We start from the raw sequence: 20,925 nt of genomic DNA, 5'->3' as shown, positions 1-20,925 counted from the left end.
TGCCTCTTCTGTGAGACGCGGCGCGAGGCGAACGCTGGGGGTCGTACCGTGCCGATTCGCTTCCGGCCGGATCGACGAATGGATCACAGCCGGGTGGCGCGGGACCACTGCCGTCGCTCGAGCGTCGTGCCGCTTGAGGGACCCTCTCCTGCAGGTGCGCGGGGAGGGCTGTCGGGTCGGAGCCAGTCGGGCCACCGACCGGGCATCCTCATTCATGAGTCGGCCCACCGGGTACGTCCGAACGTGCGAAAGCATGTCCGCATACTCAGCAGGCGCTTTACCACTGTACCCCGGATTCGCGCATGTGTGTTGGGGGAATTCGTGATGAGGGCGCGGTCACAGTGACTGACCAGGGCCTTACGCCGGTCGGGGAGCGGGCTATTGTGCGCTTCATGGAGACGCCTGACAACGCCACGCCCGCCGGAGAGACCGCCGCGGAGTCCGCCGAAGAGTTCACCGGGATCGCCGCCCAGGACTGGGCCACGGCTTCCGCCGAGCCGCAGTACCGCGCCGCGGTCGTCGATCTGCTCGGGGCACTGGCCTACGGCGAGCTGGCGGCCTTCGAGCGGCTGGCCGAGGACGCCAAGCTCGCGCCGACGCTCGCGGACAAGGCGGAGCTGGCGAAGATGGCCTCCGCGGAGTTCCACCACTTCGAGCAGCTGCGGGACCGACTGGCCGCCGTCGACGCCGAGCCGACGGCCGCGATGGAGCCGTTCGCCAAGGCGCTGGACGACTTCCACCGGCAGACCGCGCCGTCGGACTGGCTGGAGGGCCTGGTCAAGGCGTACGTCGGCGACTCGATCGCCTCGGACTTCTACCGGGAGGTCGCGGCGCGCCTCGACTCCGACACGCGCCGGCTGGTGCTCTCGGTGCTCGACGACACGGGTCACGGCAACTTCGCCGTGGAGAAGGTCCGTGCCGCGATCGAGGCCGACCCGCGCGTCGGCGGGCGGCTGGCGCTGTGGGCCCGCCGGCTGATGGGCGAGGCGCTCTCCCAGGCGCAGCGCGTGGTCGCCGAGCGCGACGCGCTCTCCACGATGCTGGTCGGCGGTGTCGCCGACGGGTTCGACCTGGCGGAGGTCGGCAGGATGTTCTCCCGAATCACCGAGGCGCACACCAAGCGCATGGCGGCGCTGGGTCTGGCGGCCTAGGCGCGTCGACCGCGGGGGCGTGTGTGGCGGCGCTGTTCACGCCGCCGCTGATCGCCGCAGCCGCGAGGCGGGGCGGATCAGCAGCGAGAGCAGGACCGTGGCGACCGCGACCGCGCCGAGCAGCGTGGCCAGGGCGTGACCGGGGCCCAGCGCCCCGTGTGTCACCAGGGCGCCGAAGACGGCACCCAGCGAGCCCGTGGTGAGGACGACCCCACGTGCGGGGAGCCGGTCGGGGAGCCGGTGCACGGCGGCCCAGGCCAGGGCGAGTCCGAGCAGGGCGGAGCCGAGAGCTTCCAGGAACACGGGATCACCTCGCGTGCGGTGCGGGGCGGGCAATTCGGTCACAGGCCGTCCTACCCGGGCCGCCCCGGACGCAATCCTCTTCGGCATCCCTCACCAGGACATTCGCCCATGGCTCAGGCGCCGGCCGGGGCCAGGACGCACGGAAGGCCCGGCGGATCGGATCCGCCGGGCCTTCCCCTGTTCGGCCGTACGTCTCAGAGCGCGCCGAAGCCGACGCGGCGGACCGCGGGCTCACCGATCTCCACGTACGCGATCTTCTCGGCCGGGACCAGGACCTTGCGGCCCTTGTCGTCCGTGAGGCTGAGCAGCTGCGCCTTGCCGGCCAGCGCGTCGGCCACGGCGCGCTCGACCTCCTCGGCGGACTGCCCGCTCTCCAGAACGATCTCCCGGGGTGCGTGCTGCACGCCGATCTTGACCTCCACGGCTATGTCCCTCCGAACGGTCAGCGTTGCGCGTCTCCCGCGCCGTACGCTGCACACATTAGCCCGGTGAGGGGACCCGCACGGCGCACCTGGCGAACGCCAGGAGCGAACAGCCGGGAGGGAATAGGCCGGACCGAGGGGCCGGGAGCGGGGCTCAGTCGCCGTCGGTGACCGACTGGCCGTCGGTCGGGTGCAGCGGGAAGCCCGCGATACCGCGCCAGGCCAGCGAGGTCAGCAGCGCCACCGCCTTGTCGCGGGGGATGGCGGACTCGCTGGAGAGCCAGTACCGCGCCACGACCTGCGAGACGCCGCCCAGGCCCACGGCCAGCAGCATCGACTCGTCCTTGGACAGGTTGGTGTCCTCGGCGATGACGTCCGAGATCGCCTCGGCGCACTGGAGGCTGACCCGGTCCACGCGCTCGCGCACGGCCGGCTCGTTGGTCAGGTCGGACTCGAAGACGAGACGGAAGGCGCCGCCCTCGTCCTCGACGTACGCGAAGTAGGCGTCCATCGTCGCCTCGACCCGGAGCTTGTTGTCCGTCGTCGACGCCAGCGCCGTGCGCACGGCCTGGAGGAGCGCCTCGCAGTGCTGGTCGAGCAGGGCCAGGTAGAGCTCGAGCTTCCCCGGGAAGTGCTGGTAGAGCACCGGCTTGCTGACGCCGGCCCGTTCGGCGATGTCGTCCATCGCGGCGGAGTGGTACCCCTGTGCGACGAACACCTCCTGGGCCGCACCCAGAAGCTGGTTCCGTCGGGCTCGGCGCGGAAGGCGCGTGCCCCGAGGGCGTGCTGCCTCTGTCTGCTCGATGGCTGTCACGCCGCCTCCCAAAAATCGATCCATGCGCACTGTGGTGCCGCGCCGCCATCGTACTTTTGGGTAACCCGGCTGTGCGCGGTGCGGACGCAGAATTTCACGGACCGGACGTCCGAGGCGACAGGCGATTCAACGTTAAACCGAACAAATCAGCGGTAGTCGTCTTCGTCCAGGGTGACGACCCGTGCCTGCTCGGACGCGTCCGCCGGGTTCGCGGAGTCCTGTTCGAGATGGGTGGGCCGGTCCTCCTCCTGCTGCTGGACATCCGTGTGCTGCTCGGCGGCGTCGGCCTCCGGGATTTCCTCGTCGAGCACTGCGACCTCTTCCACGGCGAATGTGTCCGGCTCGGTCGGATCGACAGTCATGCGATTCCTTCCGGCATGCGGGTCCTCTCCGATGGCCCTCTCTTCGAGCGTAGGAGCACACCTGGCGCGGCGCACCCGTACCTGTGACGCCACACACACGCGCCGCCGCGTGATCGTCTCGTAATATTGCGGCCATGTCGTCGACCGAGCTGCCGGAAACCCGGACCGCTGCCGCACCGCCCGCGTCGCGAACCCGCGCCGTACGGGTGGCGGACGGCGAGGAGTTGCGGTCCGTCGCGCTGCCCGGGCTCACGCTGACCGTGCGCGCCCGCCCAGGTGACCGGCCGGGCCTGCCGCCCGCTCTCTACGTCCACGGGCTCGGCGGCTCCTCGCAGAACTGGTCGGCACTGATGCCGCTGCTCGCCGACCGGGTCGACGGCGAGGCCGTCGACCTGCCCGGCTTCGGAGACTCCCCGCCGCCCGACGACGGCAACTACTCGGTCACGGGACACGCCCGGGCGGTCATCCGATTTCTCGACGCCGCCGGCCGCGGCCCGGTCCACCTGATCGGCAACTCGCTCGGCGGCGCCGTCTCCACCCGCGTCGCCGCGGTCCGACCCGACCTGGTCCGCACCCTCACCCTGGTCTCCCCGGCCCTGCCCGAGCTGCGCGCCCAGCGCACCGCCTGGCCGACCGTGATGCTCGCCGTTCCGGGCGTCGCGCCCCTGTTCTCCAGGCTGACCAGGGGCTGGACCCCGGAGCAGCGGGTCCGCGGGGTGCTCTCCCTCTGTTACGGAGACCCCGCCCGGGTCTCCGACGAGGGCTTCCGCCACGCCGTGGAGGAGATGGAGCGGCGCCTGGAACTCCCGTACTTCTGGGACGTCATGGCCCGCTCCTCGCGTGGCATCGTCGACGCGTACACCCTCGGCGGTCAACACGGTCTGTGGCGGCAGGCGGAACGGGTGCTGGCGCCGACGCTCCTCATCTACGGGGGCCGTGACCAGCTGGTTTCGTACCGGATGGCGCGCAAGGCGGCCGCCGCGTTCCGCGGCTCGCGCCTCCTGACGCTCCCGGACGCCGGGCATGTGGCCATGATGGAGTACCCCGAGACGGTCGCGAAGGCCGTCCGGGAACTGATCGAAGCCGACGAAGACGGCACAGACGACAGCGGCGGGAGCTGATCCGGGGCGTGGGACGACATAGTCGGAAGGGCCCCGCGCCCGCTCCCCCCGTCGATACGGGGCGGCGCGAAGCGGCGGAGTCGGGGACGGGACGCCGAAGGCGCGCGCCGGGCCAGGACGGGTACGCCCCGCCGGCCCAGGAACAGCAGAGTCCGTACGGGCAGAGCGGTTACGGCCGCCCCGGACCGCACCAGGGCGCCGGGCAGACCGGCTACGCCCAGGGCACGTACGGGCAGGGCCCGCGCCCACAGGGCCAGGGCACGCAGAGCCCGCGTACCCAGAGCGGCTACGGGCAGAGCGGGTACGGGCAGGGGGCGTACGGGCCCGGTGGCGGTCGGCCGGTCTGGGACACGCCGATGCACGGCACGCCGATCTACACCGCACCCGGCGACACGGCGGTACGGGGCGGGCATCCCGAGCACACCGACACTCCGGCGCGGCCCCAGCGCTACCTGGACTTCCAGGAGGCGCCCTCGCCGACCCGGGAGGAGAGCGCGCCACAGGCCCCCTTCATCCCGGGTCAGCGGCGCGAGTCCCGCCCCGAGGAGCTTCCCGAGGAACCGCCCGCCAGGACCGGCGGCAAGGGCCGGGCCTTCACCGGCATCGCGGCCGCCGCCGTCACCACCGTCCTCGCCGTCGTCGTGGCCGGTCAGGTGGCCGAACGGGAATCCGGCAGCCCGCTGGCCCACTCGGCCGACGGCTCAGCCGACCGGGCCATCGAGGACGACGGCGCCTCGCGCTCCGACATCCGGCCGACACCCGCGCAGGCAGCGCCGGCCGCGCCCAGCGCCCCCGCCGCGCCGCCCACGTACGAGCAGTTGATGTCACGTCAGTTCCCCATCGACCCCAAGCTCAAGGGCTCCGGCGAGTTCGAGGCCGTCGGCGGCTTCGACAAGGCGCCGGGCAAGGGGAAGAAGATCCGCTATCGGGTCGACGTCGAGAAGGGACTCGGACTCGACGCGGCGCTCTTCGCGCAGGCCGTGCAGAAGACCCTCAACGACGAACGGAGCTGGGCCGGTCAGGGCGAGATGACCTTCGAGCGGATTTCCAGCGGGGAACCGCAGTTCGTGATCACACTCGCCAGTCCCGGTACCACCGGCGTCTGGTGCGCGAAGTCCGACCTGGACACCACCGTCGACAATGTCTCCTGCGACTCCGCGTCCACCTCCCGGGTGATGATCAACGCATTCCGCTGGGCGCAGGGCTCGGAGACCTTCGGCCCCAAGGCGATGTTCGCCTATCGGCAGATGCTCATCAACCACGAGGTCGGACACCGGCTCGGACACAGCCACGTGACCTGCCGTACGCCCGGCGCCCTCGCCCCCGTGATGCAGCAGCAGACCAAGTCCCTGGACATCGACGGCGTCAAATGCCGCCCCAACCCCTGGGTGCATCCCGGGAGTTGAGGCTGCGTCCGCAGGGTCGGTCCCGTCAGGGGTGTCCGCATCGCGAGACGGGTGTCTCGAATTCACTGACGACGCGTTGACATCGGTCGCGCGTTCGTAGATATTTCTCGGCATGTCGCACCGTCACGTCACCTTCGAGCGCGCCGCCATTGAGCTGGCGCTCATCGGCGTGACCGGACACACCGTGTCCGACATTCTCTGTAGCTGACTCCGCCCGAGCGCGCGTCGGCCCTTCACCTCCTTTCCGGACTCTGCCGCCGCATTTTCCGCGCCCGGGCTTTCATCCGCTCGCAGGCGCGGCTTTCACGTACTCACCGGGGTTCTCCCTCTCGTCGCCGCTGCCCGCGTGCGGAAATTCCGCATTCCCTTCTGCGCCGCACCGCGCGGTATCGGCATTCATCCGAGAGGTCTTTCCCATGCGTCAACCGTCCGTCATATCGCGCCGCCTGGCGGCGGCCGCCATCGGTCTCGTCCTGGCCTCGGGCGCCGTCGCCTGCGCCGGACCCCAGGGCGGATCGGGCGACAAGGCCGCCGGTGGCACGAGCGAGGGCGCGCCGCAGAAGGGCGGCACTCTCACCGTCCTCAACGCCGATGCGCAGTCCGACTTCGACCCCGCCCGCCTCTACACCTCCGGCGGCGGCAACGTTCCCTCCCTCGTCTTCCGTACCCTCACCACCCGCAACCGCGAGGCGGGCGCCGCCGGTACGCAGGTCGTCCCCGACCTCGCCACCGACACCGGCCGCGCCAACAAGGACGCCACCGAGTGGACGTACACGCTGAAGGACGGCCTGAAGTTCGAGGACGGCACGCCGATCACCAGCGCCGACGTCAAGTACGGCATCGAGCGCTCCTTCGCGGCCGAACTCTCCGGCGGCGCACCGTACTTGCGTGACTGGCTGATCGGCGGCGACAGCTACCAGGGCCCGTACAAGGACAAGAAGGGCCTCGCCTCGATCGTCACGCCCGACGCGAAGACGATCGTCTTCAAGCTGAAGAAGCCCGAGGGCGAGTTCCCGTTCCTCGCCACCCAGACCCAGTTCGCCCCGGTCCCCAAGGCCAAGGACACCGGTGCGAAGTACGAGGAGCACCCGGTCTCCTCCGGCCCGTACAAGGTCGTCACGAACAAGAACGACGGCGAGCACCTCGTCCTGGAGCGCAACGAGCACTGGGACCCCAAGACCGACGAGGAGCGCAAGGCCTACCCCGACAAGATCGACGTCAGGTCGGGTCTGGACGAGGCCGTCATCAACCAGCGCCTGTCCACCTCCTCGGGCGCCGACGCCGCCGCCCTCACCACCGACACCAACCTCGGCCCGGCCGAACTGGCCCAGATCGGCTCCGACAAGGAGCTCGCCGCCCGCGTCGGCACCGGCCACTTCGGCTTCACCAACTACATCGCCTTCAACCCGAAGGTGAAGCCCTTCGACAACATCAAGGTGCGCCAGGCGATCTCGTACGCGATCAACCGCACCAGCGTCGTCAACGCGGCCGGCGGCTCCGCGCTCGCCGAGCCCGCCACCACCTTCCTGCCCGAGCAGAAGGCGTTCGGCTTCACGCCCTACGACCACTTCCCGGCAGGCAAGACGGGTGACCCGGCCAAGGCCAAGGAGCTCCTGAAGGAAGCCGGCTACCCGAACGGCCTCACCGTCACGCTGCTGCACTCCACCGCGCAGAACCGCACCACCAGCCCGGAGATCGCCACCGCCGTCCAGGAGGCGCTCGGCAAGGCCGGCATCACGGTGAAGCTGGACGGCCAGGAGCCCAACTCCTTCAACGAGAAGCGCTGGAGCGTCAAGGACGCGCCCGGCTTCTTCCTCTCCCGCTGGGGTGCCGACTGGCCCGCCGGCGGCCCGTTCCTCGCGCCGATCTTCGACGGGCGCCAGATCGTCACCAACGGCTCCAACTACAACCACGCGCAGCTGAACGACCCGGCGGTCAACAAGGAGATCGACGAGATCAACAAGCTGTCCGACCTCAAGGCCGCCGCCGCCCGCTGGGGCGCCCTCGACAAGAAGATCGGCGAGCAGGCGCTCGACGTGCCGCTCTTCCACCCCGTCTACAAGCAGCTCGTCGGCAAGGACGTCAAGAACATCGTCATCAGCGACTGGACCGGCGTCCTCGACATCTCGCAGGTCGCGGTCAAGTGACCGCGCTGACCGAAGCGACGGTGCCCGTGGCGGAGATCCCCGCCACGGGCGCCGCCCGGCAGGTCTGGCGGCGCCTGCGCACCCGCCCCTCGGCGCTCGTCGCCGCCGGGGTCCTCGCCCTTCTCGTCCTCCTCGCGGCCGCCGCACCGCTCCTCGCCGCGTTGTCCGGCCAGGACGCCACCACGTACCACGACGACCTCGTCGACTCGGCCCGCGGCGGGGTCCCGCTCGGCTCCTTCGGCGGGATCAGCGCCGACCACTGGCTCGGCGTCGAACCGGGCACCGGCCGCGACCTCTTCGTACGGCTCCTGTACGGCGCACGGATCTCCCTGCTCGTCGCCGTCGGCGCGACCGTCGTCCAGGTGCTCCTCGGGCTCGTGATCGGCCTGGCCGCCGGGCTCGGCAACCGTGCCGTCGACGCCGTCCTCGGCCGTCTCACCGATGTCCTGGTCGCGCTGCCGATGCTCGTCCTCGCCATCGCCCTGACCGCCGTCGTCCCCCCGGACTTCCCGCGCCCGCTGCTGCTGATCCTCGTGATCGGCGTCCTCGGCTGGGGCGGTACCTCCAAGATCGTGCGGGCGCAGACCCTCACCCTCAAGAGCCTGGACTTCGTGGCCGCGGCGCGGCTCGCGGGCTCCGGCCGGTGGCGGGTGGCGCGGCGCGAGCTCGTCCCCTCGCTCGCCGCGCCGGTCATCACCTACGCGGCGATCCTCGTGCCCGTGAACATGGTCGTCGAGGCCTCGCTCTCCTTCCTCGGTGTGGGGGTGAAGCCGCCGACGCCGTCGTGGGGACAGATGCTGTCGACCGCGCAGACCTGGTTCCGCGCCGATCCGACGTACGTCCTGCTGCCCGCCGGAATGCTCTTCGTCACCGTGCTCGCCTTCACGGTGCTCGGGGACGCGGTGCGCGCGGCCCTCGACCCGCGCGAGGCGAGCCGTCTCGGCGTCGGTACACGCAAGGACTCGCGTACGGGCACGGACCCGCGCACCGGGTCGCGCAAGGAGTCGCCCACAGGCACGCGCGAAGACGCGCGTACGGGAACCCGCAAGGAGACGTCCTCATGACGCGCTTCGTCCTGAAGCGGCTCGCCGGGGCCGCGCTCGTCCTCCTCGCGCTGTCCGTCCTCGTCTACGCGCTCTTCTACCTCGCACCCGGCGACCCCGCCCGGCTCGCCTGCGGCGACCGCTGCAGCCCCCGGCAGGTGGCGCAGGTGCGCGAACAACTCGGCCTGAACCAGAGCGTCTTCGCCCAGTACGGCCAGTTCCTCCAAGGCGTCCTCGTCGGCCGTGACTACAGCACCGGAACCTCCGTGCTCCACTGCGACGCGCCCTGCCTCGGCCTGTCGTACCAGACCGACCAGCAGGTCACCCGGCTCATCCTGGAGCGGCTGCCCGCCACCGCCTCGCTCGCCCTGGGCGCGATGGTCATCTGGCTCGTCGTCGGCGTCGGCACCGGGCTGCTCTCCGCGCTGCGCCGCGGCGGTCTCACCGAGCGCACGCTGACCGTGCTGACCCTCGCCGGGACCGGCACGCCCGTCTTCATCCTCGGCCTGCTCCTGCTGATGGCGGTCTGCGCGTACCTGCAATGGCTGCCGTTCCCGACGTACGTACCGCTCGGCGAGGACCCCGAGCAGTGGGCATGGAACATGCTCCTGCCCTGGATCACCCTCGGCTTCTTCGAGTCGGCCAAGTACGCGCGGCTGACCAGGAGTTCCACGCTGGAGACGCTCGCGGAGGACCACATCCGCACCTTCCGGGCATACGGCGTGGGCGAGCGGACGGTCGTCGGGCGGCATGCGCTGCGCGGAGCCGTGCCGCCGGTGATCGCGCTCAGCGCGGTCGACCTCGGCTCGATGTTCGGAGGGGCGGTGCTCACCGAGTCCCTCTTCGGCATCCCCGGGCTCGGCAAGACCCTCATCGACGGGGTGCGGGAGATCGACCTGCCGGTGGTGGTGGGTGTCGTGATGGTGATCGGCACGGCCGTGGTCCTGGCGAACGTGATCGCCGACCTGCTGTACGCCGCCGCCGACCGAAGGGTGGTACTGACATGAGCGCGCTGGTGGAGGTCGACGGCCTCACGGTGGAGTTCGACGAGGCGGTACGTGCCGTGGACGGCCTGTCGTTCACGCTGGACGCGGGCCGTGCGCTGGCCCTGGTCGGAGAGTCCGGCAGCGGCAAGTCGACGGTCGCCGGCGCGCTCCTCGGGCTGCACCGGGGGACGGGCGCACGGGTGGAGGGGACGGTCGAGGTCGGCGGGATCGACGTCGGCCGTGCCTCCGCCGCCGAACTGCGCGCGCTGCGGGGCGGGGTGGCGGCGATGGTCTTCCAGGACCCGCTGTCGTCCCTCGATCCGTACCTCGCCGTCGGCGACCAGATCGCCGAGGTGTACCGGATCCACCACCCGGCATCCGGAAGGGCCGCCCGCGCCCGCGCCGTCGAGGTCCTGGACCGCGTCGGCATCCCCGACGCCGCACGCCGCTCCCGATCCCGCCCGCACGAGTTCAGCGGCGGTATGCGACAGCGCGCGCTCATCGCGATGGCGCTCGCCTGCGAGCCGCGGCTGCTGATCGCCGACGAACCCACCACCGCGCTCGACGTCACCGTCCAGGCCCAGATCCTCGACCTGCTGCACGAACTGCGGCGCGAGACGGGCATGGGCCTGCTGCTCGTCACCCACGACGTGGGCGTGGCGGCGGAGAGCGTCGACGAGGTGCTCGTCATGCGGGCGGGGCGGGAGGTCGAACGCGGCCCGGTGCGGGAGGTCCTCGCCGAGCCTTCGGAGCCGTACACCCGGACCCTGCTCACCGCGGTGCCCCGCCTCGACGGGCCCCTGCGCGAGCGGCCGCCGGCGGTGGGCGAGCCGCTGCTCGAAGCGGTCGAGCTGCGGCGGGAGTTCGGGCGCGGGAAGCGGCGCGTCACGGCCGTCGACGGCGTGTCGCTCGGCGTGCGTGCGGGGGAGACCCTGGGGATCGTGGGCGAGTCCGGCAGCGGAAAGACGACGCTCGGCCGGATGCTGGTGGGGCTGCTCGATCCGACCGGCGGCCTGCTCCGATACGAAGGAGAGGGGCTCGGGAGGCTCTCGCGGGAACTGCAGATGGTGTTCCAGGACCCCGTCTCCTCGCTCAACCCGCGCCGCTCGATCGGCGAGTCCGTCGCCGACCCCCTGCGCGCGGCGGGCGACCGCGACGACACCCGGATCCGGGGCCGGGTACGGGAGTTGCTCGACCGCGTCGGGCTCGACCCCGACCGCTACGACGCCTATCCGCACGAGTTCAGCGGCGGGCAGCGCCAGCGCGTCGGCATCGCCCGCGCGCTGGCCGCCGAGCCGAAGGTGATCGTCTGCGACGAACCCGTCTCCGCGCTCGACGTGACCACCCAGGCACAGGTGACCGCGCTCCTCGCGGAGCTCCAGCGTGAACTCGGGCTCGCCCTGGTCTTCATCGCCCATGACCTGGCCGTGGTACGGCAGGTCAGCGACCGGGTCGCGGTCATGCGGCGGGGCCGGGTCGTCGAGCAGGGCGCGGTCGAGGAGGTGTACGGATCGCCCCAGGATCCGTACACGAGGCAGCTGCTCGCCGCCGTCCCGTCCCTCGATCCCGTCCTCGCGACGGCGCGCCGAGAACGGCGCCAGGAGCTGGCCGCAGCCTGACTCTCCGTAGATGAAACGCCCCGTACCGCGACGGAACGCGACCGGGGTGGGAAAGTTACGTGCATTCACCCCTTCCGGTGGCGCGACGGACAACCGTCCGTCGCGCCACCGGTATATCCGCTTACGTTCTTCCCGCTGCGAGTCGCCGAGCCACGGCGCCGCCTGGCAAGGGAGATCGGGGGTGTGCTCATGCGGATCGGACTGCTTACGGAGGGTGGCTACCCGTTCGCCACGGGTGAGTCCAGGCTCTGGTGCGACCGGCTCGTGCGCGGGCTCGCGCCGCACGACTTCGACCTGTACGCCCTCAGCCGCAGCGCCCGGCAGGAGGAGGCCGGCTGGGTCGACCTGCCCCCGCAGGTCCGACGCGTCCGCACGGCCCCGCTCTGGGCACCCGAGGACGACGGACACACCTACGGCCGGCGCGAACGACGCTCCTTCGCCCGCCACTTCGGGGCGCTCGCGACCGGTGTCTGCGCCGAGGACGACGCGTTGGCCGTACGCGCCTTCGCCGACGGACTCTACGGACTGGCCGAGCTCGCCCGCGAGCGTGGCGGCCTCTATGCGGCCCTCCGCTCCGAACTCGCCGTCCGCACCCTGGAGTCCGCCTGCCGCGCCCCCGGCGCACGCCGGGGCGTGGCGGACGCCACCGTGCCCGACTACCTCGCCTTCGTCGACCAGCTGGAGCGCGCCCTGCGCCCGCTGTCACTCGACTGGTACGGCGAGGACGGGCTCGGCGCGGTCGACCTCTGCCACGCCGCGTCCGGCGGATCGGCGGCGCTTCCCGGCCTGTTGGCCAAACGCTTCTTCGGCACTCCGCTGCTGGTCACCGAGTACGGCGTCCAGCTGCGCGCGCACTACCTCGCCGCCGGCGACGCGCCGCTGTCCGCGCCCGTACGCGCTCTGCTCGCCGCCTTCCACGGCCGGCTCGCCGCCGAGGTCTACCGGCAGGCCGCGCTCCTCACCCCCGGCAACACGCACGCGCGCCGCTGGCAGGAGAGGTGCGGGGCCGACCGGGCCAGACTGCGCACGGTCTATCCGGGCATGGAGTCCGAGCGGTTCACCGAGGTCGGCGAGGACGAGGAGAGCGGCGACCCGGCGACCCTCGTCTGGGTCGGCCGCGTCGAACCCGCCAAGGACCTGATCGCGCTGCTGCATGCCTTCGCCGAGGTGCGCAAGGCCCAGCCCGACGTCCGGCTGCGGATCATCGCGGCCCCGGTGCGCGACTCCGGCGCCGAGGCGTACCTCGCGCACTGCCGGGCGCTCGCGGCGCAGCTCTTCCCCGACGAGGCCGCCGGGGCGCACGACGTCGGCGAGAACCCGGTCACCTTCGAGGAGATCGGCGGACCGGAGGCGCCGACGCTCGCCGAGGCGTACGCGGCGGGCGCGGTCGTGGTCCTCTCCAGCGTCGTCGAGGGCTTCCCGATCAGCCTCGTCGAGGCGATGTTCTGCGCGAGGGCGACGGTCTCGACGGACGTGGGCGCGGTCGTCGAGGTCATCGGCGGCACCGGACTCGTCGTGCCCCCGCGCAATCCGCGGGCGCTCGCGGACGCGTGCCTCGCGCTGCTGCGCGACCCCGAGCGGCGCTATCGCCTGGGAGCCGCGGCACGCGCCCGCGCGCTCGAACTCTTCACCGTCGAACAGAACCTCGCGGCATTTCGCGGCATCTACCTCGAACTCCTCTCCCGCGCACCGGTGCGCCGCCCCGCCGCCGAGGGCGTCCCCTTCGCCCACCCGGCGGAGGCGTACGTCCCCGGCACCTGGGCGGACCAGCCCGTGAGCGCCGCCGTCGCGGGAGACCCCGATGCCTGAAGGAGGCACCCCCATGCGCGGCCCCGCCGCCTCGGACTCCCACGCCGAGGCGCTCCTCGAGACGACGGCGCTGACCGTGGCCGTGACGGTCTCCGTGAAGACCGACGGGCAGCCGCCGGCGGCGACCCCGGGGTGGGCCCGCCGGACCCTGCCGGGAACGACCGACACCGCTCCCGCGGGCCCGCTCGGACCCGCCGGCACGGGGACGGGCGCCACCGTGCCCGGCGCGAGGCCCGCCACGGCGGAGTCCGGAGACCTCGCCCGGCGCGGCACGGACCTCGACCTGAGGGCGGTCGGCGGCCAGGACGCGAAGCCTCAGGCCGCACCGCACCCGCATGCCGCCCGCGGTGACGAGGCCCCCGCGCCGGCCGCCGGGCACGAACCCGTCGGCAAGAGCCGGCGGCGGCGGTCCGCCGATCCCGTCAAGGCGCTCATGCACCGGCACCGGGAGCTGTGCGAGCGGGCCGTCGATCCGCTGGAGATCGCCGCCGGTCTTGAGGCCCATGGAGTCACCGACCGGACCGCGGCGCGGTTCCGGCATCGGGACGTCTTCTCGCTCGCCGAGGAGCTGTACGCGCGCGTGCCCCGGCGGAACGGGGCGCCCCCGCGTCCCGCGACCGAGGGTGTCGAGCGCTCCGGGTGGGCAGGGTGGACCGTTGCCGCCCTCGCGCCCGGCGCCGTCACCGCCCTCACCGTCACCGGACTCGCGCTCACCGAAGGGCCCGTGCGCCTCGCCGTCGGCGCGGCCGGGGCCCTCGGCCTGGCCGCCGCACTCGCCGTCGCCGTCCGGCGCGGCCCCCTGCGCGCCGCCGGCCGCACCGTCCCCGCCGCCCGCGTCTGGACCCTCTGGCTCCTCGCGTACGCGGTCGGCGGGGACGGCCTTCTCCGGCAGGTGCTCGCCGGCGGGCCCGACGGCGCCTGGGACATCACGCTTCAGCCCCTTCTCGGTCTCGCACTCGCCGTCGCCCCCGCCGCCTGGTGCGCCCGGTTCTTCGCCGCAAGGGCCCGCCGCCGGCTCGCCGCCAGCCGGGGGCTGGAGGACTTCGCCGCCGGCACCCGCCCGCTGCTCCTGGCCACCGTCGCCCTCCATCTGACCGCCCTCGCGGGCCTGTTGGGCCTGACGGGCTTCGCGCCCGGCGCCCTCGCCCTCGGCGCTCTGCTCCTGCTCGCCCGGCTCCTCGCCGTCCACGGGTATCCCGAGACCGCCGCGAGCTGCCTCGCCGCCGCCTGCGCCGCCGAGGCGCTCGCCCTCGCGAGCGTCCTGGCGGGCCGCATGCCCGGCTGCGACCTCCTCGCCGTCCCGGTCCGCGCCCTCGCCGACATCTGGGGACCCGGAGCCGTACCCACCCTCGTCTGCGGCGCCGCGGCGCTCGGCCTGCTGGCCCACGCCACCGCCGCCCTCTCCCGGGCCTCGGCCCACGCCGCCACCGGCACCTGAACCCCCGGCGCACCCGCGGAGCCGACGCCGCGGGCGCACCCACCGCGCAGGACCCCATCCCAAGGAGACGAAAGAGACATGACCTCCCAACGCCCAGCAACGGCCGGTCGGCACGAAGGGGCCGCACGATGAGGGTTCTGCTGCTCGGAGCCAATGGATTCCTCGGCCGCTTCGTCGCCGACCGGCTGCTCGCCGACCCGGCCGTGCACCTCACCGCACTCGGGCGGGGCGACGACGCCGACGTACGGTTCGACCTCGCCGGCGGCAGCCCCGGTGCCCTGACCCGGTTCCTGGACGCCGTCCACCCCGGAGTCGTCGTCAACTGCGCCGGCGCCACCCGCGGCGGCGCCCGCGAACTGACCCGGCACAACACCGTCGCCGTCGCGACGGTCTGCGAGGCCCTGCGCCGCAGCGGCTGCGGCGCCCGGCTCGTCCAGGTCGGCTGCGCCTCGGAGTACGGGCCGAGCCAGCCCGGATCCTCCACCGCCGAGGACGCCGTCCCCCGCCCCGGCGGCCCCTACGGGGTGTCGAAACTGGCGGCGACCGAACTCGTCCTCGGCTCGGGGCTCGACGCCGTGGTGCTCCGGGTGTTCTCGCCCGTGGGTCCCGGCACTCCCGCCGGCTCCCCGCTCGGCCGTCTCGCCGAGGCCATGCGCCGCGCCATGCAGGCGGGCGACGGCGAGCTCAAGCTCAGCGGCCTCGGCGTGCAGCGCGACTTCGTCGACGTACGGGACGTGGCCCGCGCCGTTCACGCGGCCTCGCTCTCCGCGGCGCAGGGCGTCGTCAACATCGGCACCGGCCGCGCGGTCAGGCTGCGCGACGCCGCCGCCGTGCTGGCCCGCGTCGCCGGATTCGCCGGGACCCTCCACGAACTCGACGGCCCGCACGGCCCGCCCCAGCGACCCGTCATCGGCGCCCCCCGCACCGAGACCATCGCCGAACAACTGGCCGCCGCGCCGTACCCGTACCCCGACGGCTGCGGCAGCTGGCAGCAGGCCGACGTCCGCACCGCACGCGACCGGCTCGGCTGGCGCCCCAGGATCAACCTGGAGGAGTCGCTCGCCGACATCTGGATGGAGGCGGCATGTCGCATCTGACCACGAGCACCACCGGGGCCGTACAGATGGCGGAGCTGGGCTTCGGGGTCCCCGGCTACGCCCACCCGCTGCTCGCGCCCGTCGAATGGGCCGAACTGACCCGCCCCGGCACCCCTCTGCACTGGGCCGTGCTCAACGTCGCCGGGGGGCCGGGGGACCGGCCCGACCCGCACTGTCTGGAGGCGGCCGGCCGGCTGCGGAACGCGGGGATCCGGGTCCTCGGGCATCTGGACCTCTGCCACGGTTCGCGCGAGTTCGGCGAGATCGTCTCGGACGCCCACCGCTTCCTCGACTGGTACAAGGTCGACGGCTTCTACCTGGACCGGTGCCCCACCGACCGGGTCGACCTGCCCGAGGTGCGGCGCGTCACGGCCACCCTGGAGGCGGTCCTCGACGGCGAGGCCCATCTCGTCCTCGGCCATGGCACCCACCCGTACCCGGGCTACGCCGAGACGGCCGACCAGCTGGTCACCTTCTCCGGGCCGTGGACGGACTACCGCTGGTCGCAGGTGGCCGAGTGGACCGCCGAGTACCCGCCGGAGAAGTTCGTCCATCTCGTCCACGGAGTGCCGCGCAGTCATCTGGAAGAGGCGATGCGGATCGCCCGCTGGCAGGGAGCGGGAACGATCTTCTTCACGGACCACGTGGACCGTGCGGGACAAAACGACCCATTCCAAACTCTGCCCGGCTACTGGGACGAAATCGTCTCGCGCATTGGACCGGGTGTCTCGGAATGAGAAGGGGCGTGGCAGTGTTACGGGGAGAACAACCGTACTGACATACCGACCAACGGAGCCCCCGTGTCGCTGCCACCCCTGGTCGAGCCGGCTGCCGAGCTCACCGTAGACGAGGTCCGCAGGTACTCCCGCCACCTGATCATCCCGGATGTCGGGATGGACGGGCAGAAGCGGCTGAAGAACGCCAAGGTGCTCTGTGTGGGCGCCGGTGGCCTCGGTTCGCCGGCCCTGATGTACCTGGCCGCGGCCGGTGTGGGCACGCTCGGCATCGTGGAGTTCGACGAGGTCGACGAGTCGAACCTGCAGCGCCAGATCATCCACAGCCAGGCGGACATCGGCCGCTCCAAGGCGGAGTCCGCCAAGGACTCGGTGCTCGGCATCAACCCGTACGTGAACGTGATCCTCCACGAAGAGCGGCTCGAGGCCGAGAACGTGATGGACATCTTCAGCCAGTACGACCTGATCGTCGACGGCACGGACAACTTCGCCACGCGTTACCTCGTCAACGACGCGTGCGTGCTGCTGAACAAGCCGTACGTCTGGGGCTCGATCTACCGCTTCGACGGCCAGGCCTCCGTCTTCTGGTCCGAGTACGGCCCCTGCTACCGCTGCCTCTACCCGGAGCCCCCGCCGCCGGGCATGGTCCCGTCCTGCGCCGAGGGCGGCGTCCTGGGCGTGCTCTGCGCGTCCATCGGCTCCATCCAGGTCACCGAGGCGATCAAGGTCCTGGCCGGCGTGGGCGACCCGCTGGTCGGCCGACTGATGATCTACGACGCCCTGGAGATGCAGTACCGCCAGGTGAAGGTCCGCAAGGACCCGAACTGCGCGGTCTGCGGTGAGAATCCGACCGTCACCGAGCTCATCGACTACGAGGCCTTCTGCGGTGTCGTGTCCGAGGAGGCCCAGGAGGCGGCGCTCGGCTCGACGATCACTCCCAAGCAGCTCAAGGAGTGGATCGACGAGGGCGAGAACATCGACATCATCGATGTCCGGGAGATCAACGAGTACGAGATCGTCTCGATCCCCGGCGCGCGGCTGATCCCGAAGAACGAGTTCCTGATGGGCAACGCCCTCCAGGACCTCCCGCAGGACAAGCGGATCGTCCTGCACTGCAAGACGGGTGTCCGCAGTGCGGAGGTCCTCGCCGTGCTCAAGTCCGCGGGCTTCGCGGACGCGGTGCACGTCGGCGGCGGCGTCATCGGCTGGGTGAACCAGATCGAGCCCGAGAAGCCGGTCTACTAGACCGCGCAGGTGTACGAGAAGGGCCCGGACCTCACATCAGGTCCGGGCCCTTCTCGTACCTCCGACTAGGAGCAGCGCGTGCCGTACTTCGGGACCGTGCCGTCCAGGAGATAGGCGTCGACCGTCCGCGTCACACAGGGCGACGTGCCGTAGGCGCCATGGCCCTCGCCCTCGTTGCTGACCAGGACGCCGACGCCGGTGCCCAGCTCCTTCGCCATCCGCTCGGCCCCCTCGTACGGGGTCGCCGGGTCGCCGGTCGTACCGACGACCAGGATCGGGCCGGCACCGGGCGCGCTCACGTCCGGGTCGACCCGCTCGCCCTCGACCGGCCACTGCGCGCACCAGCCGGCCGTGTCCCAGGCCAGGAACGCGCCGAAGACCGGCGAGAGCTTGCGGAACTCCGGCAGCAGCGTCTTCGCCTGGTCGATCGTGGCCCGCTCGGCGGAGTCGGCGCAGGAGATCGCCCGCTGGGAGTGGGACTGGGTCGAGTAGTGCCCGGACGCGTCCCGGTCGTTGTACAGGTCGGCCAGGGCGAGCAGCTCCGCGCCGTTGCGGTTCCGGGCCTGCTCCAGGGCGGAGGTCAGCAGGGGCCAGCTGCTCTCCGAGTAGAGCGTGACCGCGATGCCGGTGAGTGCCAGACCGTCGGTGAGCTTCCGGTCGCCGACGATCAGCGGGTCGCCGTCCAGGCGCTCCAGCAGACGGGCGATGCGGGCCGTCCCCTTCTCCGGGTCCTCGCCGGTGCTCTTCAGATAGTTGTCCAGGGCGCGCTGGAAGCCGATCGTCTGGTTGCGGGCATGGCCCGCGGTGTCGGCGGTCGGGTCGACGACCGCGTCGAGGACCGTCCGGCCGACGTGCGCAGGGAACAGATGGGCGTAGGCGCCGCCGAGCTGGGTCCCGTAGGAGATGCCGAAGTAGTTCAGCTTGTCGTCGCCGAGGACGTGCCGGACCAGGTCCAGGTCACGGGCGGTGTTGCTGGTGGTGGTGTGCGGGATGACCTTGCCGGAGCGGCGGGCGCACCCGGCGCCGAAGGAGGTGCCGTCCGCGCGGAACGCGACCTCCTCCGCCGGCGTCTCCGGCGTCGCGTCGACGGTCTCCGCGGCGGCCAGCTCCTTGTCGTCCCGGCACACGACACCGGCGCTCTGCCGGACGCCGCGGGGGTCGAAGCCGACCAGGTCGTAGCGGCGGTTCAGCCCGCTGTACTCCTGGGCCGCGCGGGGGAGTATCTCGACGCCGGAGGCGCCGGGGCCGCCGAAGTTGAAGAGCAGGGAGCCGATCCGCCGGTTCTTGTCGCGGGCCTCCTTGCGGATCAGCGCGACCGGGATCGTCTCGCCCTCGGGCCGCCGGTAGTCGAGCGGGACCCGCACCTCGGCGCAGCGCCAGTCGGCGCCGGGCTTCTCGCCGCCCTCGGGCGCGGCGCAGGGCTTCCACTCGGGGCGCTGCCCGGTGAGCGAGGCGGGCAGCTCGACGTCCTTCGGCTGCTTGTCGTCCGCGCTCGGCGGCGTCTTGCCGATGCTGCGGGGCGTCTCGGTGGGCGTCCCGGTGCTCGTGCAGCCCGCGACCAGCAGCCCGGTGACGGCCACGGCCGCCACTCGTATCCGTATGGACAAGAAAACCCCCGTGATCCGGACCCGAAGCCGCCATCCTAGGCGCCGCGGTGCGTTACTTGCAGACGGTCCCGGAGGCCGGCACCTTCCCCTCCAGGAAGTACGCGTTGACGGTGTTCTGCACGCATGCGTTGCCGCCGTTGTACGCGCCGTGCCCCTCGCCCTCGTACGTCAGTTCCACGCCGACGCCCTCGCCGAGCGCGTCCACCATCGCCCGGGTTCCCCCGTACGGGGTCGCCGGGTCGCCCGTCGTGCCGAGCACCAGGATCGGGGCGGAGCCGGGCGCCGAGACGTCTGGGTGCTCCCAGGCGCCCGGAACCGGCCACTGGGAGCAGCCCGACAGGGCCCAGCCCATGTAGTCCCCGAAGACGGCGGAGGCCTTCTGGAACTCCGGGAGCCGTTCCTTTGCCTGGCCGAGGGTGAAGCGCTCCTTGAAGTCCACGCAGTTGATGGCCGCGTTGGCCGCCTGGATGTTGCTGTAACTGCCGTTCTGGTCACGCCCGTTCATGGAGTCGGAGAGGGCGAGCAGCAGTCCGCCGTCGCCGCCATCGGCCGAGTCGAGCCCCTGCTCCAGGTACTGCCAGAACTCCTTGGAGTACAGGGCCTGCGCGATTCCGTTGGTGGCCTGGGTCTGGGTGAGCTTGCGGTCCCCGATCCCGGGGATCGGCTTCTCGTCGAGCTCGTCGAGGAGGCCGATGATGAACGCCTCGATCTCGGCGACCGTCGAGCCGGGCAGTGTGCAGGCGTCGCCGCGGGCCACGCAGTCCTTGGCGAAGTTGTCGAGGGCGAGCTGGAAGCCCTGGGCCTGGCCGAGCGCGCCTTCCTCCGTGCCGGAGTTCGGGTCGATGACCGCGTCGAAGAGGGCGCGGCCGACGTTCTTCGGGAACAAGTGGGCGTAGACACCGCCCAGTTGTGTGCCGTACGAGATGCCGAAGTAGTGGAGCTTCTCGTCGCCGAGGACCTGGCGCATCAGGTCCAGGTCGCGGGCGGCGTTCTCGGTGCCGACGTGGGGGAGGACGGTGCCGGACTCGTTCTCGCAGCCGGCGGCGTACTTCTTCTGGGCGTCGGACATCGTCCGTTCCTCGGAGGCGTCGTCCGGGGTGAAGTCCATCGCGTAGTAGGCGTCCAGCTCCTTGTCGGTCAGGCACTGGACGTCCGCGCTGCGGCCGACGCCACGGGGGTCGAAGGAGACGAGGTCGTAGCGTGTGCGGAGCTTCTCGTAGTCCGGGGCGAAGGACGGCAGACCGGTGACGCCGGAGCCGCCGGGCCCGCCGAAGTTGTAGATCATGGAGCCGATCCGCTGGTCGGGATTGCTGGTCCGGGCGCGGATCAGGGCCAGCTCGATGGTCTCGCCTCCGGGGTCCGCGTAGTCGAGCGGCGCGTCCATGAACGAACACTCCCAGGCGGTCCCGCCGGGCAGCGGGGAGGGCGCGGTGCCGCCGCCCTCCGCGGCGGACGGGGGCGGACAGGCGGCCCACTCCAGCTCCTGCGTGGCGAATCCGGAGAGATCCGTGGGCGAGTCGGAGGCCGTTCCGCCGCTGTCCGAGCATCCGACGACGCCGACGGCGAGCACCATGGTGGTCGCGGTGAGCAGGGCGGCACGCTGCGCGGCGGAGATCGGCAT

19 protein-coding genes are annotated in these 20,925 nt (G+C 72.1%); 13 read left to right on the top strand and 6 right to left on the bottom strand.

What is annotated here, in order from left to right:
* Positions 1-392 precede the first annotated feature (392 nt).
* Positions 393-1,151: a ferritin-like fold-containing protein gene (locus ACFQ7Q_RS18790; RefSeq protein WP_383556239.1), complete on the top strand. Its 759-nt coding sequence runs from the start codon at positions 393-395 to the stop codon at positions 1,149-1,151.
* A gap of 36 nt (positions 1,152-1,187) precedes the next feature.
* Here ACFQ7Q_RS18790 and ACFQ7Q_RS18785 read toward each other — a convergent pair whose 3' ends face one another.
* The 4 genes from ACFQ7Q_RS18785 to ACFQ7Q_RS18770 all read right to left on the bottom strand — a co-directional run bounded on the left by ACFQ7Q_RS18785 (position 1,188) and on the right by ACFQ7Q_RS18770 (position 3,052).
* Positions 1,188-1,454: a hypothetical protein gene (locus ACFQ7Q_RS18785; protein WP_383556237.1), complete on the bottom strand. Its 267-nt coding sequence runs from the start codon at positions 1,452-1,454 to the stop codon at positions 1,188-1,190.
* 194 nt (positions 1,455-1,648) lie between these two features.
* Positions 1,649-1,876, bottom strand: coding sequence for a DUF3107 domain-containing protein (locus ACFQ7Q_RS18780; RefSeq protein ID WP_383556234.1), 228 nt, complete (start codon positions 1,874-1,876; stop codon positions 1,649-1,651).
* Between the two features lie 154 nt (positions 1,877-2,030).
* Positions 2,031-2,690, bottom strand: a complete 660-nt coding sequence (locus ACFQ7Q_RS18775; RefSeq protein ID WP_383556232.1) for a TetR/AcrR family transcriptional regulator — start codon at positions 2,688-2,690, stop codon at positions 2,031-2,033.
* Positions 2,691-2,836: 146 nt separating this feature from the next.
* Entirely contained in the window at positions 2,837-3,052 is a 216-nt protein-coding gene (locus ACFQ7Q_RS18770) for a hypothetical protein (protein ID WP_383556229.1), read from the bottom strand.
* A gap of 134 nt (positions 3,053-3,186) precedes the next feature.
* On the opposite strand from ACFQ7Q_RS18770, the gene ACFQ7Q_RS18765 reads away from it, so the two are divergent.
* The 12 genes from ACFQ7Q_RS18765 to moeZ all read left to right on the top strand — a co-directional run bounded on the left by ACFQ7Q_RS18765 (position 3,187) and on the right by moeZ (position 17,697).
* On the top strand, positions 3,187-4,173 hold the full coding sequence (locus tag ACFQ7Q_RS18765; protein ID WP_383556225.1) for an alpha/beta fold hydrolase: 987 nt from the start codon (positions 3,187-3,189) through the stop codon (positions 4,171-4,173).
* An 8-nt stretch (positions 4,174-4,181) separates the two neighbouring features.
* A complete protein-coding gene (locus ACFQ7Q_RS18760) occupies positions 4,182-5,579 on the top strand; it encodes a DUF3152 domain-containing protein (protein ID WP_383556222.1) in 1,398 nt (465 codons plus the stop codon).
* 112 nt (positions 5,580-5,691) lie between these two features.
* The gene (locus tag ACFQ7Q_RS18755; RefSeq protein WP_376445070.1) at positions 5,692-5,787 is read left to right on the top strand and encodes an Ms4533A family Cys-rich leader peptide; all 96 of its coding nucleotides are present in this window, start codon (positions 5,692-5,694) and stop codon (positions 5,785-5,787) included.
* A 208-nt stretch (positions 5,788-5,995) separates the two neighbouring features.
* The gene (locus ACFQ7Q_RS18750; protein ID WP_383556219.1) at positions 5,996-7,726 is read left to right on the top strand and encodes an ABC transporter substrate-binding protein; all 1,731 of its coding nucleotides are present in this window, start codon (positions 5,996-5,998) and stop codon (positions 7,724-7,726) included.
* Positions 7,723-8,790 carry an ABC transporter permease gene (locus ACFQ7Q_RS18745; RefSeq protein WP_383556216.1) on the top strand — a complete coding sequence of 356 codons (1,068 nt, stop codon included), beginning with the start codon at positions 7,723-7,725 and terminating at the stop codon, positions 8,788-8,790. The genes ACFQ7Q_RS18750 and ACFQ7Q_RS18745 overlap by 4 nt, the downstream gene beginning before the upstream one ends.
* Entirely contained in the window at positions 8,787-9,776 is a 990-nt protein-coding gene (locus ACFQ7Q_RS18740; protein WP_383556213.1) for an ABC transporter permease, read from the top strand. Before ACFQ7Q_RS18745 ends, ACFQ7Q_RS18740 begins: the two co-directional genes overlap by 4 nt.
* Positions 9,773-11,374, top strand: a complete 1,602-nt coding sequence (locus ACFQ7Q_RS18735; protein WP_383556211.1) for a dipeptide ABC transporter ATP-binding protein — start codon at positions 9,773-9,775, stop codon at positions 11,372-11,374. The genes ACFQ7Q_RS18740 and ACFQ7Q_RS18735 overlap by 4 nt, the downstream gene beginning before the upstream one ends.
* A 189-nt stretch (positions 11,375-11,563) precedes the next feature.
* Positions 11,564-13,183 carry a DUF3492 domain-containing protein gene (locus tag ACFQ7Q_RS18730; protein ID WP_383556209.1) on the top strand — a complete coding sequence of 540 codons (1,620 nt, stop codon included), beginning with the start codon at positions 11,564-11,566 and terminating at the stop codon, positions 13,181-13,183.
* 13 nt (positions 13,184-13,196) lie between these two features.
* Positions 13,197-14,621: a hypothetical protein gene (locus ACFQ7Q_RS18725; protein WP_383556206.1), complete on the top strand. Its 1,425-nt coding sequence runs from the start codon at positions 13,197-13,199 to the stop codon at positions 14,619-14,621.
* 128 nt (positions 14,622-14,749) lie between these two features.
* Positions 14,750-15,718 carry an NAD-dependent epimerase/dehydratase family protein gene (locus ACFQ7Q_RS18720; RefSeq protein ID WP_383556204.1) on the top strand — a complete coding sequence of 323 codons (969 nt, stop codon included), beginning with the start codon at positions 14,750-14,752 and terminating at the stop codon, positions 15,716-15,718.
* On the top strand, positions 15,706-16,455 hold the full coding sequence (locus ACFQ7Q_RS18715) for a spherulation-specific family 4 protein (protein WP_383556202.1): 750 nt from the start codon (positions 15,706-15,708) through the stop codon (positions 16,453-16,455). The genes ACFQ7Q_RS18720 and ACFQ7Q_RS18715 overlap by 13 nt, the downstream gene beginning before the upstream one ends.
* A 63-nt stretch (positions 16,456-16,518) precedes the next feature.
* Complete coding sequence (gene moeZ / locus ACFQ7Q_RS18710; protein WP_383556200.1) at positions 16,519-17,697, top strand: adenylyltransferase/sulfurtransferase MoeZ; 1,179 nt, start codon at positions 16,519-16,521, stop codon at positions 17,695-17,697.
* A gap of 65 nt (positions 17,698-17,762) precedes the next feature.
* Here moeZ and ACFQ7Q_RS18705 read toward each other — a convergent pair whose 3' ends face one another.
* Positions 17,763-19,304, bottom strand: a complete 1,542-nt coding sequence (locus ACFQ7Q_RS18705; RefSeq protein WP_383556197.1) for an alpha/beta hydrolase — start codon at positions 19,302-19,304, stop codon at positions 17,763-17,765.
* A gap of 52 nt (positions 19,305-19,356) precedes the next feature.
* Positions 19,357-20,925, bottom strand: a complete 1,569-nt coding sequence (locus ACFQ7Q_RS18700; protein ID WP_383556195.1) for an alpha/beta hydrolase — start codon at positions 20,923-20,925, stop codon at positions 19,357-19,359.

The organism is Streptomyces sp. NPDC056527, assembly GCF_042794475.1.
GTDB lineage: Bacteria > Actinomycetota > Actinomycetes > Streptomycetales > Streptomycetaceae > Streptomyces.
The sequence above is the reverse complement of the archived record's forward strand: the minus strand, read 5'-3'. Positions and strand labels throughout refer to the sequence as shown.